This is a genomic window from Actinomadura gamaensis, assembly GCF_042652125.1.
In the GTDB taxonomy this organism is placed as follows: domain Bacteria; phylum Actinomycetota; class Actinomycetes; order Streptosporangiales; family Streptosporangiaceae; genus Spirillospora; species Spirillospora gamaensis.
The window spans coordinates 157,633-169,672 of record NZ_JBHSIT010000015.1; the positions used below are offsets into that span (position 1 = coordinate 157,633).

9 protein-coding genes and 1 tRNA gene are annotated in these 12,040 nt (G+C 70.1%); 1 reads left to right on the forward strand and 9 read right to left on the reverse strand.

Translation table 11 applies throughout. The annotated features are described in order from the left end of the window. Window positions 1-110: 110 nt before the first annotated feature. From rho to ACFPCY_RS38465, 7 genes are all read right to left on the reverse strand, one after another. The gene (rho, locus tag ACFPCY_RS38435) at window positions 111-2,225 is read right to left on the reverse strand and encodes a transcription termination factor Rho (protein ID WP_378263941.1); all 2,115 of its coding nucleotides are present in this window, start codon (window positions 2,223-2,225) and stop codon (window positions 111-113) included. A 429-nt stretch (window positions 2,226-2,654) separates the two neighbouring features. Then, window positions 2,655-3,605 carry a homoserine kinase gene (gene thrB, locus ACFPCY_RS38440; RefSeq protein WP_465251253.1) on the reverse strand — a complete coding sequence of 317 codons (951 nt, stop codon included), beginning with the start codon at window positions 3,603-3,605 and terminating at the stop codon, window positions 2,655-2,657. Further along, on the reverse strand, window positions 3,602-4,669 hold the full coding sequence (gene thrC, locus ACFPCY_RS38445; RefSeq protein WP_378263945.1) for a threonine synthase: 1,068 nt from the start codon (window positions 4,667-4,669) through the stop codon (window positions 3,602-3,604). Before thrC ends, thrB begins: the two co-directional genes overlap by 4 nt. A 99-nt stretch (window positions 4,670-4,768) precedes the next feature. Then, a complete protein-coding gene (locus ACFPCY_RS38450; RefSeq protein WP_378263961.1) occupies window positions 4,769-6,058 on the reverse strand; it encodes a homoserine dehydrogenase in 1,290 nt (429 codons plus the stop codon). Window positions 6,059-6,078: 20 nt separating this feature from the next. Next, window positions 6,079-7,473, reverse strand: coding sequence for a diaminopimelate decarboxylase (gene lysA / locus ACFPCY_RS38455; RefSeq protein ID WP_378263947.1), 1,395 nt, complete (start codon window positions 7,471-7,473; stop codon window positions 6,079-6,081). After that, on the reverse strand, window positions 7,470-8,156 hold the full coding sequence (locus ACFPCY_RS38460; protein WP_378263949.1) for a DALR anticodon-binding domain-containing protein: 687 nt from the start codon (window positions 8,154-8,156) through the stop codon (window positions 7,470-7,472). Before ACFPCY_RS38460 ends, lysA begins: the two co-directional genes overlap by 4 nt. A 34-nt stretch (window positions 8,157-8,190) precedes the next feature. Next, window positions 8,191-8,550, reverse strand: coding sequence for a response regulator transcription factor (locus ACFPCY_RS38465; RefSeq protein ID WP_378263963.1), 360 nt, complete (start codon window positions 8,548-8,550; stop codon window positions 8,191-8,193). Window positions 8,551-8,681: 131 nt separating this feature from the next. Here ACFPCY_RS38465 and ACFPCY_RS38470 point away from each other — a divergent pair. Further along, a tRNA-Arg gene (locus tag ACFPCY_RS38470) sits at window positions 8,682-8,753 on the forward strand. 228 nt (window positions 8,754-8,981) lie between these two features. Here the strand turns inward: ACFPCY_RS38470 and ACFPCY_RS38475 are convergent. Together ACFPCY_RS38475 and ACFPCY_RS38480 are read right to left on the reverse strand one after the other, a co-directional pair. Next, window positions 8,982-10,238 (reverse strand): hypothetical protein, encoded by a 1,257-nt coding sequence (locus ACFPCY_RS38475; RefSeq protein ID WP_378263951.1) that lies wholly within the window; start codon window positions 10,236-10,238, stop codon window positions 8,982-8,984. Window positions 10,239-10,308: 70 nt separating this feature from the next. Beyond that, on the reverse strand, window positions 10,309-11,850 hold the full coding sequence (locus ACFPCY_RS38480) for a CBS domain-containing protein (RefSeq protein ID WP_378263953.1): 1,542 nt from the start codon (window positions 11,848-11,850) through the stop codon (window positions 10,309-10,311). Window positions 11,851-12,040 lie beyond the last annotated feature (190 nt).

The following is a 12,040-nucleotide window of genomic DNA, read 5'->3' on the forward strand; positions in this document are numbered from 1 at the left end:
GGCCGCGGAGGCCGAAACGCGGGAAGCGGACACGAGAAACAACAGGGGAAGCGGACATGAGAAACGCCCCGGCCGGACGGCCGGGGCGTCTCTCAGGAGTCCGCGCTCGCTCAGCGGTCGTCGGAGACCGTGGTCTTCTGGACCTGGAGCAGGAACTCGGCGTTCGACTTGGTCTCCTTCATCTTCTCGATGAGGAGCTCCAGCGCCTGCTGGGTGTCGAGGGCGTGCAGGACGCGGCGGAGCTGCCACACGATGCGCAGCTCCTCCGGCGCCATGAGGATCTCCTCCTTGCGGGTGCCGGACGCGTCGACGTCCACCGCCGGGAAGATCCGCTTGTCGGCCAGGGAGCGGTTGAGCTTGAGCTCCATGTTGCCGGTGCCCTTGAACTCCTCGAAGATGACCTCGTCCATGCGGGATCCGGTCTCCACCAGCGCGGTGGCGAGGATGGTCAGCGAGCCGCCGTTCTCGATGTTGCGGGCCGCGCCGAAGAACCGCTTGGGCGGGTACAGCGCGGTGGAGTCCACCCCACCGGACAGGATGCGGCCGGACGCCGGCGCCGCCAGGTTGTAGGCGCGGCCGAGCCGGGTGATCGAGTCGAGCAGGACGACCACGTCGTGGCCCAGCTCCACCAGCCGCTTGGCGCGCTCGATGGCGAGCTCGGCGACGGTGGTGTGGTCCTCGGCGGGACGGTCGAAGGTCGAGTGGATGACCTCGCCCTTCACCGACCGCTGCATGTCGGTGACCTCTTCCGGACGCTCGTCCACCAGGACGACCATCAGGTGGCACTCCGGGTTGTTCTTGGTGATCGCGTTCGCGATCGCCTGGAGCACCATGGTCTTGCCGGCCTTCGGCGGGGACACGATCAGACCGCGCTGGCCCTTGCCGATCGGCGACACCAGGTCGATGATCCGCGTGGTCAGCACGCCCGGGTCGCTCTCCAGGCGCAGCCGCTCCTGCGGGTACAGCGGGGTGAGCTTGGAGAACTCGACCCGCTGCCGGGCCTGGTCGGGCTCCATGCCGTTGACCGTGTCGAGCCGGACGAGCGCGTTGAACTTCTCGCGCCGCTCGCCCTCGCGGGCCTGCCGGACCGCGCCGGTGATCACGTCGCCCTTGCGCAGGCCGTTCTTGCGGACCTGGGCGAGCGAGACGTAGACGTCGTTCGGGCCGGGCAGGTAGCCGGTCGTCCGGACGAAGGCGTAGTTGTCGAGGATGTCGAGGATGCCGGCGACCGGGATGAGGACGTCGTCCTCGTTGATCACGGGCTCCTCGTAGCGCTCGCCGCGGCCGCGGCCCCGGTTGCGCTCGCGGAACCGGCGTCCGCGCCGGCCGCGGCCGGTGTCGCCGTCGTCGTCGGCCGGGCCGCCGCCCTGGTTCTGGCCGCCGCCGCGCTGGCGGTTGCCGCCCTGGTCGCCCTGGTCGCGGTTTCGGTCGCGCTCACCGCGCTCACCGCGCTCGTTGCGGTCGCCGCGGTTGTCACGGTCGCCGCGCTCGTTGCGGTTGTCGCGGTCGCGTCCGTCCCGGCGGCTGCGCTGGCGTCCCCCGCCGTCGCGGCCCTCGCCGCGCTCCCGGCCGCCCTGCTGCTGGTCGCCGTGCTGGTCGGAGGACTGCTGCTCGCCGCGGTCGCGGTCGCGGTTCCGGCCGCCGTCGCGTCCGCCGTCGCCGCGCTCGGCGCGGTCACCGCGGTTGTCGCGGTCGCCCCGCTCGGCGCGGTCCGCGCGGTCGGCGCGGTCCTCGGCCGGCTGGGCGGGCGCCTGCCCGGCGTCCGCGCTCACCGCGGCCTCGGCGTCGCGCTTGGCGGCGGCGGTGGTGCGGGTGCGGCGCGGGCGCTCGGTCTTCTCCGCCTTCTCGGCCTTGTCGCCGGCGCGGTCGGAGGCCTTGTCGGACGCCCGGTCCGTGGCCTTGTCCGACGTCTTGTCCGACGTCTTGTCCGTCGCCTTGCCGGCCGTGGTGCGGTCGCTGGCAGCGGCTCCCTGCTCGCCCCCCGAAGAGCCCGCGCCGCCGCCCTGCTTCTCCTGGATGGCGGCGATGAGCTGGCCCTTGCGCATCTGGCTCACGCCCTTGATGCCGAGGTCGGACGCGATCTTCTTCAGGTCCGTCAGCACCATGGCAGACAGGCCGGTGCCGGCGGTGCGCCGACGCCGGGGGGCGGCGACCTGGCCGGCCTCGTCGGCCGTAGCGGGTGCCGTGCTGGATGCGTCCGTAAGGAGTTCGCTGGATTCGCTCACTAAGGGTCCTTCCCAGGGAGCGGGCGTTGGCCGGCGTTCGGCCAGTCAACCCGGTGGTGCGGCCCGGCGGGGGCGCCGAGTCGGGCTCGCCGGACCGCGGAGGCGCCGCGGCCGGCGATGCTGGGCAACAGCCAGATGGCGGTCGGCCGGGACGGCTCGTGCGCGGGCCGTCCCGTGACCGCGGAGATCCGAAGTTCGCTGGAATGCCGGACAACGGAGTGTCACGGATACGGGAAGCCTGGTACGCGGGACCGACTCGGCCGGCGGGCCGGTCAGGTGACGCGTGGCTGACGAGCACTCGGCCCCGAACGGGGCATCTGGTGCGGCAATCAGCCTAACATCACCAGGGCACACTGCTATTCCCCAGAGGTCGATGTCTTCGCATTTTACCTAGCCGGTTCGTCACACCCGCCCGCCCGCCGACGAAGGTCAGGTTCGGACGGAGGCACCCAGGGGGGCGACACTCAAGGGGTGTACGTGCCAGCCATTACCCACTTCCAGCGCGTTTGAATCAATCCGGGACGCCGATGTGAAGGCCAGGACAGTGGGTCCGGCTCCGGACACGACGGCCGGGACCCCTCGCTCGCGCAGTTTCCGGATCAGCTCGGCGGACTCGGGCATCGCGGGGGCGCGGTAGGCCTGGTGCAGCCGGTCCTCGGTGGCGGCGAGGAGCGTCGCATCGTCGAGACCGCGCGTCAGGGCCGCTACCAGCAGCGCGGCGCGTCCGGCGTTGGCGGCGGCGTCGCCGTGCGGGACGGTCTCGGGCAGCAGTCCACGTGCGCGCGCGGTCGCGAGCCGCGCCTCGGGGACGAACGCGACGACCTCGCGTTCGAGATCGAGGCGAACGGCCCGGTCGTCCCAGGCGATCGTCAGGCCGCCGAGCAGGCAGGGCGCCACGTTGTCGGGGTGACCCTCGATCTCGGTGGCGAGCTTGAGCGCCTCCGCGTCGTCCAGGGCGTCCCCGCGCGGATGCAGGGCCCGCGCCGCCAGGACGCCCGCGACGATCGCCGCCGAGGACGACCCGAGCCCGCGGCTGTGCGGGATGCGGTTCACGCAGCGCAACCGCACGCCCTTGCCCAGCCCGGCGGCGTCGGCGGTGCCCGCGAGCCGGTCGATGCGCTCCAGCGCGTCCCGGACGGTCGTGACGATGAGATGCCGGTCACCGCGCTCGGCGACCTCGGCGCCCTCCCCCTCGACCTCGATGACGACCTCGTCGCCGCCGAGTTCGACGGTCACCTCGTCCGTGAGCGTGAGCGCGAGCCCGAGCGAGTCGAAGCCCGGGCCCAGGTTCGCGCTGGTGGCCGGCACCTCCACCACCACCCGCCGCGGCCCGGGAACCCGGCCGGCGGGGGCCTGGTCACTTCGGGGAGTGGAGGTCATGCGAGGCCCAGGGCGGAAGCGGCGGCCTGGGCGTCCACCTTGACGGTGGTCGGGGCGGGGGCGCCCGCGATGGCCCAGTCCGGATCCTTGAGGCCGTTTCCGGTCACGGTGCACACGACGCGGGAGCCCCGCTCGACGACGCCCTGCTCGGCGGCCTGGAGCAGGCCCGCGACGGACGCGGCGGACGCGGGCTCGACGAACACGCCCTCCTCGGCGGCGAGCAGGCGGTAGGCGCGCAGGATCTGCCGGTCGGTGACGGCGTCGATCGCGCCGCCGGACTCGTCGCGCGCGGCGATCGCGAGGTTCCAGGACGCGGGGTTGCCGATGCGGATCGCGGTCGCGATGGTCTGCGGCTTCAGCACCGGCTCGCCCTTGACGAACGGCGCCGCGCCGGACGCCTGGAAGCCCAGCATGCGCGGGGTGCGCGAGGCGACGCCGTCGCGGGCGTACTCGGTGTAGCCCATCCAGTAGGCGGAGATGTTGCCGGCGTTGCCGACGGGCAGGCAGTGCACGTCGGGGGCGTCGCCGAGCGCGTCCACGATCTCGAAAGCGGCGGTCTTCTGGCCCTGGAGGCGGTACTTGTTCACCGAGTTGACCAGCGCGACCGGGTAGTCGACCGCGAGCTTGCGGGCCAGTTCGAGGCAGTCGTCGAAGTTGCCGTCGACCTGGAGCAGCCGCGCGCCGTGCACGAGCGCCTGCGCCAGCTTGCCCATCGCGATCTTGCCCTGCGGGACGAGCACGGCGCAGGTCATCCCGGCGCGCACCGCGTAGGCGGCGGCGGACGCCGAGGTGTTGCCGGTGGACGCGCAGATGACCGCCTTCGCGCCGTCCTCGGCGGCCTTGGAGATCGCGACGGTCATGCCGCGGTCCTTGAACGAGCCGGTCGGGTTCAGGCCCTCGACCTTGAGGTACACCTCGCAGCCGGTCAGCTCCGACACCCGGTGGGCGGGCAGCAGCGGCGTGCCGCCTTCGAGCAGCGTCACGACGGGCGTCGCGTCCGTCACCGGCAGCCGGTCACGGTACTCCTCGATCAGCCCACGCCAGGGACGGGTGGTCGCGTTCACAGTCGGTCTCCTTGCTGACCTGCGGGTTTCTCTGAATCCTAGGGGACCGTCCGACGCCGTTGTCGTCCGCCGCTTCAGTTGTGGACAACTTCGGCGTACCTACACTTCGTCCGCTTCCACGCGCATCACGCTGGCCACTTCGCGCACGTCATCGAGGCTGCGCAGACGCTCCACGGTGGTGGTGAGCGCGGCGTCCGCGGCGCGGTGCGTCACGACGACGAGCTGGGCGTCCTCGCCCGACCCGACCTGCCGGACGGCCTGGATCGACACGTCGTGCTTGGCGAACTCCTCCGCGACCGTCGCGAGCACACCGGAACGGTCGGCCACGTCCAGCTGGATGTAGTAGCGCGTGCGCGTCTCGCCCATCGGCAGGACGGGAAGCTTCGCGTACGTGACCTCTACCGGCCCGGGCGTCCCGCCGCGCAGATTGCGAGCGACGGCCACCAGATCGCCGAGCACGGCGCTCGCGGTAGGCGCGCCTCCCGCGCCCGCGCCGTAGAACATCAGCGACCCGGCCGACTCCGCCTCCACGAACACGGCGTTGTACGCCTCGCGCACGCTCGCGAGCGGATGCGAGCGCGGGATCATCGCCGGGTAGACGCGGACGGAGACGCCCCGTCCGTTGCGTCCCTCCGCCGCGGGCACGCGTTCGCAGATGGCGAGGAGCTTGACGACGGAGTTCATCTCCTTGGCGCCCGCCACGTCCGCGGCGGAGACCTCGGTGATGCCCTCGCGGTGCACGTCCGCGGCGGTGACCGGGGTGTGGAAGGCGAGCTGCGCCAGGATCGCGGCCTTGGCGGCGGCGTCGAAACCCTCCACGTCCGCGGTCGGGTCGGCCTCGGCGTAGCCGAGCGCCTGCGCCTCCTCCAGCGCCTCGTTGAACCCGGCGCCGTGCGTGTCCATCTGGTCGAGGATGTAGTTGGTCGTGCCGTTCACGATCCCCAGGACGCGGTGCACGTGGTCGCCCACCAGCGACTCGCGCAGCGGCCGCAGCAGGGGGATCGCCCCCGCCACGGACGCCTCGTAGTACAGGTCGGCGCCGTACTCGCGCGCGGCCGCGAACAGCGTCGCGCCGTCCTCCGCGAGCAGCGCCTTGTTGGCGGTGACGACCGACTTGCCGGTCTTCATCGCCTCCAGCATCAGCGTGCGGGCGGGCTCGATGCCGCCGATCACCTCGATGACGATGTCCACGTCGTCCCGGGTGACCAGGCCCTGCGCGTCGGTGGTGAGCAGCTCGCGCGGCACGCCCTCGCGGACCCGTTCGGGCCTGCGGACGGCGATGCCGGCCAGTTCCAGCGGCACTCCCACGCGCGCCGCGAGGTCGCCCGCCTGCTCGCGCAGGAGCCGTACGACCTCGGTGCCGACGACGCCGCACCCCAGCAGCGCCACCCGCAGCGGCCCGCCCTGTTTCACGCCTCTACCTCCGCATCCAGCCGGAGCAGGTCGGCGTCGCTCTCGCGCCGCACGACGACCCGCGCCGCGCCGTCCCGCACGGCCACGACGGCGGGCCTCGGGACGTGGTTGTAGTTACTCGCCATCGATCGACAGTACGCACCGGTCGCGGCCACCGCCACCAGGTCGCCCGGCGCCAGGTCGTCCGGCAGCCACAGGTCGCGGACGACGATGTCGCCGCTCTCGCAGTGCTTGCCGACGAGCCTGCTCAGCATGGGCTCGGCCCGCGACTCGCGGCTCGCGAGGACGCAGGTGTACTCGGCCCCGTAGAGGGCGGTGCGAAGGTTGTCGCTCATGCCCCCGTCGACGGACACGTAGGTGCGCAGTCCCTCGACGTCCTTGACCGTGCCGACCTCGTACAGCGTAATGCCGCCCGGTCCGGCGATGGCCCGTCCCGGCTCGACCGTGAGCTTCGGCATAGCGAGCCCGTAGGCGCGGCACTCCCGCTGGACGATCTCCCTCAGCGAATCGGACATCGTCTTCGGATCGATGGGTTCGTCACCGTCCGTGTAGGCGATGCCGTAGCCGCCACCCAGGTCCAGCTCCGGGAGTTCGACACCGTGCTCGTCCCTGATGGAGACGAGCAGCTCCGCCAGCCGGTGGGCAGCGACCTCGAATCCGTCCGGATCGAAGATCTGGCTACCGATGTGGCTGTGCAGGCCGACCAGCTCAAGGCTGTCTCGCAGTTCGAGAACGCGGCGGACGGCCTCCAGCGCGGCCCCGCTGCTGCGCGAGAACCCGAACTTCTGGTCGTCGTGGGCCGTCGCGATGAACTCGTGCGTGTGCGCCTCGACACCGGTCGTGACCCGGATCATCACCTTGGGCCGCTTGCCGAGCCGCTCGGCGATGAAGGCGAGCCGCGCGATCTCCTCGAACGAGTCGATGACGATGTGCCCGACGCCGACCTCAACGGCCCGCTCCAGCTCGTACGCGGACTTGTTGTTCCCGTGCAGGGTGATGCGCTCTACAGGGAAGTCCGCCGCCAGCGCGATCGCCAGCTCTCCCGCGGTGCACACGTCCAGGCCCAGGCCCTCTTCCTTCAGCCACTTGGCCATGGCGACGCACAGGAACGCCTTGCCCGCGTAGTGGACGCTCCCGTCATGGAACGCCGCCGCGTACTCCCGCGCACGCGCGCGTACGTCGTTCTCGTCGTACACGTACAGCGGCGTGCCGAACTCCTGCGCGAGGTCGCGCACATCGACGCCGCCGACGGTCATCGCGCCCTCGTCCCTACGGGCGTTCTGCGGCCAGACCCGCTCGTCCAGCGCGTTGAGGTCCGCCGGGGGCGGCAGGGGGTGGTCTTCGGGAAGGACGTCCGCGTGCCGGGGCCCGGCCGGGTGAACTCTGCTCATATCCGCTCTCTAGGGGTTTCGCCGATCATCGTGAGGCCGTTGCGCAAGGCGATGCCCGCAGCCGCCGCGATCGTGACGCGCGACGCGTGCACCGCCGAGGGTTTCTCCTCCACCGGCAACGCCGGGCAGCGCTCGTAGACCGTGTGAAAGGCGTCCGCCACCTGGAACAACGCCCGCGCCAGAACGCTCCCGTCCCCCTTACGGGCAGCGCTCCGCGCCCAACCAGGCATCTCCCCCAGCACCTGGATCAGCGCCAACTCGTCTCCAGCGGGCTCTACAGGCCCCCCGCGAACGCCGAACTCCCCGGCGCGCCTCTGCACGGCCCTCGCGCGCGCATAGGCATACCGAACCGAAAACCCTGGATTCTCGAAAACCCGGGGCCGATCGCTCAGCCGGCACTCCGGCACCCCACCGACGAGCCCGTAACCCGGGTCGTCCACGATCGCCTCAGGCAACGCCCCGGCCCGCACCCGCAGAATCACGAAACCGGCGTCAACCTCGGCCGCGATCCCACGATGTGAGACGGCCTCCACCAGCCCCTCAGCGTCAAGCCCCAACCTCAACGCGACCGGGCTGGCGTAAACCCCTGCTCCAACGCAGCGCAACGCGACGTCGCCGACCTCTACGCCCGCGACGTCCCGCACGGCGTCCCGAAGCACGCCGCTCACCACCGCTGGAGTCACCCTCGCGAGACTATCCGACCACTATGCGGACAGGTCACGCACCCGCCGCCAGCTTCCGCACCGTCTGGATGAGCCGATTCGGGTCGAACGGCTTGGTGACGTAGGCGTCCACGCCGATCTCGTGCCCCCGCCGCACGTCATGCTCCTGCGCCCGCGCGGTGATCATCACCACCCGGATGTGCCGGGTGTCGTCGTCCTCGCGAAGCCGCACCGCCGTGACCCACCCGTCCAGCCGCGGCATCATCACGTCCAGCGTGATCACGTCCGGCCGCACGTCCCGCACCTTGTCCAGGCAGTCCTGACCGTCCACCGCCGTGACGACCTCGAACCCCTCCAGCTGCAGATTCACCGCGATCAGCTGCCGGATCACCTCGTCGTCGTCGACGACCAGCACCCTTCCCAGTGGCTCGGTCACCCTCCCGAAGCTAGCCGACCGCCGATTCCCACGCACCCCAAACAACCAGGTGCGCACCACGCCCCCAACCCTGGTAGTCTTCTTCTCGCGCCGACAAGACCAGGCGCAACGCCCCCTTAGCTCAGGGGATAGAGCAACGGCCTCCGGAGCCGTGTGCGCAGGTTCGAATCCTGCAGGGGGCACTTTCCACGAGCGACCAGAAGCCCGGTCTCAGGCATATGCCTGAGACCGGGCTTTGTCGTTTCCCCAGCGACGCGTCATCCCGTGCCGCTAATCGTCGGCCTGCCCGAAGAACCGCTAAATGCAACGTTGCACCGATCGCCGTCCGATGCAGGCGCTACAACGTTGGGTGCAGCGCCTGCACCTTTTCGGAAAATCACATTAATTGCGGAGTTGCTGACGGGCGGCGCTTATTCGGTCTTTTCGCTTGGCTCTTCAGTGACTTCGCGGCGACGGCGCTTTCGTTCAGCTATCCCGCTGGAGAGTTTGCCTTTCACGAGGCCGGCTCGGTCGAGAGTCTCGGTACCGCGGCTCCGGGCGGCGTCGACGCCCTTTGCTCCCGTCTCGAGCGCCCTGTCCCTCGCCTCCGCGGCCGCCTTCGCCCATCGCCTCGTCTCCGACGAACGGCGGCCGGACTCGATCCCGAGCCGGGCGTGGAAAGCGTCGATGCCCGCGACGACATGGTTGCTCGACTCGACCACGGCTGGGGATTTGGTCGGATGCAGCAGCACCTTGTCGTTGGCCTTGGCGGCAGCCGCGACCATCCGGCCTACGAGATGCTCGGTACTGCGTGAAATGTGTTCCAGCCGGTTCTGCCGGGCGGTTTTGAGCCCGAGGCGATGCCCGTCGAGTTCCTCCGGAGACGTGTCCAGGACGCGGTCGAGTTCGAGGACGGCGATCGCGTCCTGCAATTGGAAAGAGCGGGCCAGGACGGCGAGCCATTCCCGGACCTTGGGCTCCGATTCCGTGGCCGTCGCGGCGATATCACCGATCTTGTTCTTGCGCTCCAGCTTCTCCGCGATCGCGTCGAGTTGGCGCAATGCGTAGGCCTGAGTCTCCGCGATCGTCGTGGGAGCTCCCTGCACCTTCGACCACGTGATCTCGTCGACTTCACCCCTCTTCTCTCGGACGGTCATGGCCTCCTCGATGACGAAGCCAACTCCGATCATGCGGGCCAGCACGGCGTCTTTCTGAGCACGCAGCACGTCGTCGACCTTCTCGTCGATCGTGGCGAGATAGTCGGTGATCTCGTCCATGGCCTGCTGCATCGCGAGTTGGGCCATGATCCCGGCAGCACCGGCGAGGGCCGCCGGACTGGTCAGGAGCGCTCGGGGTCCTTTCACGAATTCGACGAATCCCTTGATCTGCCCGTTGTGCCCCTTCACCGCACCGGTGCTGAGCCCCGTCTTCGAACTCTTCCGGAGCCCGTACTTCTTGGTGAGCTGCGCTGATTCCCGGGTCAGCTTCACCCAGCGACCGGAGTTGGCGGCGATCTCCGAGCCCGCCTGCGCCGCCGCGGCCCCGTTCCCGAAGGCGGATCTGAGCCGACGCAATCCGAGATCCTTCGACGGCAATCCCTCCGCGGCGAGAAAGCGATCGACATCCGCCGGATCCCCGATGATCGCCAGGCCTTCACCGTCGCTGATCAACTGGATCTCGCCGTCCATCGCCCGCTCCTGTCAGATCTTGGAAGTCGCCGTCTGGCGGCGATGCTGGAGATAGCCACAGACGCGTCGCTCAAGGACGCGGATCGGCTGTTCGGAGAAGGTGGAGAAGACCGTCCACGGCCGCGGAGCGTTCCCTTGAGAGCGGGTCGGAGGCGAAGTGCATGAGTTCGTTGCGGACTTGGCGCACCGCCTCCAGGAGTTCCATGAACTGGGCGTGGTCCAGTCGCCAGCCCAGTTTCGCCCAGCGGTCGGGATCGTCCAGCAGGCGGCAGTAGGCACCGAACATGAGGTCGCGGGCGCTTCGCACTCGGGACTTCCAGCGGGGATCGGCGGCCTGTTTCAGCTCTTCGAGGGTGAAGACCTCGTCGGCGGCGCGACGGAGCCTGTTCTCGATCTCCTCGACGAGCACGAACGGCCGGGCCAGCATGCCGAACTGGTTGGTGAGGTCGGAGGCGGTGAGGATGCCGGTCACGCGCATCTGCTCGTCGCGAACGAAGATGAATCCCTGGTTGTAGATCGCGTCGATCTGCTCGAGGAGCGGAGCGTCGTGCTCGACGACGACGGCGGGGGCGATGGCGCTCTGCAGCGACGGGTCGTCCGAGGCGATGTGCGCCCTGCCGATCGACTCCCAGCTGATCGCCCCGCGGTAGGTTCCGTCCTCGTCGATCACGGCGACCTGCGAGAACTGCCGTCGCAGCATCAGCGTCTTGACGTAGGTGAGGTCCGCGTTCGAGGGAACGGAGACCAGTTTCGTCGGAAGGCTGCCGAGCCGGAGCGTGAGGTGGACCGCCTCGGACACGTCCTCGGTCTCACCGGCGGTCTCGCCGGTCTCCCCCGGCGCGCCGGGCTCGCCACCGGACGGGACGAGCGCGACGAGGTCGTCCAGTGCGCCTTCGGTGAACGCCGGACGCGTGGTCAGTCCATGGCTCGCCAGATCCGCCCTGATGACGGAGATGACGGCGGCGGTCCGGCGCTCGGCTCCCCAGTGTTCGAGCAGGTTGCGGATGGAGAGGGAGCGGGGATCGGTGGCGGCCCGGGAGACCGCCTCCGTGAGGAGTTGCTCGGAGGTGGTCACGTCCTCGTCGTCGAAACCGGGGTCGACGCCGTGCTCGGCCAGGTGGGCGATGCGCTCGGCCGCCCCGTTCCGGGTGAGGCGGCAGATGGTGAGCAGGGAGCCGAGGCTGGCCCGCAGGTCGGGCTTGATGCTGTCCCACCGGATGTCGTCGCGCACCCAGTCGACCTTGCGGACCTTCCGGAAACCGTCCGGCTCATCCGGCCGGTACTCGAAGGGACCGCTCACCCGTCCGACGGCGACGCGGCCGGGGCGCGTCCGCAGGGGCATCACCACGAGATCTCCGTTCTGGATCTCGGTGGTGAACTTCCAGAGCTGGCCGGTCCAGTTGCCGATGACGTTCCGGCTGACCTCCGGGTACGACTCCCGCAGACTCTCGGTGAGATCCGCCCAGGTCTTGCAGGCGCCGATGTCCCCGACCTCTGACCAACCAGCGATCGCGAGCCCCTCTCCGAGGGCGCGTTCCTCGCGTTCCCCCTGGCGGCCTCCGCGAATGAGCCACGCGCGGTGATCCGGCCGGTGCCCCTGCTGGTCCTGCACCGTTCACTCCTCACTTCCGCCTCGGCGCTTTCGCACGCACCACTTTTCCACCGGAATAGGCCATACGCATCTGCCAGTCGCGACCAGAAATAGCCTTCTAGTCATTCCAAAATTGGATAGTGCCTTCGGCGCGCGGGTACTCAGCGACGTTTGTGGTGGCGGGGTTTTGGGGGGTGGGGGCGGGAGGGGG

What these genes read in the sequence shown, in the direction of transcription:
- thrB (WP_465251253.1), bottom strand. Translation starts at nt 3,605, where the DNA reads ATGACCTCCACTCCCCGAAGTGACCAGGCCCCCGCCGGCCGGGTTCCC.
- lysA (WP_378263947.1), bottom strand. Translation starts at nt 7,473, where the DNA reads ATGAGCAGAGTTCACCCGGCCGGGCCCCGGCACGCGGACGTCCTTCCC.
- ACFPCY_RS38475 (WP_378263951.1), bottom strand. Translation starts at nt 10,238, where the DNA reads ATGGACGGCGAGATCCAGTTGATCAGCGACGGTGAAGGCCTGGCGATC.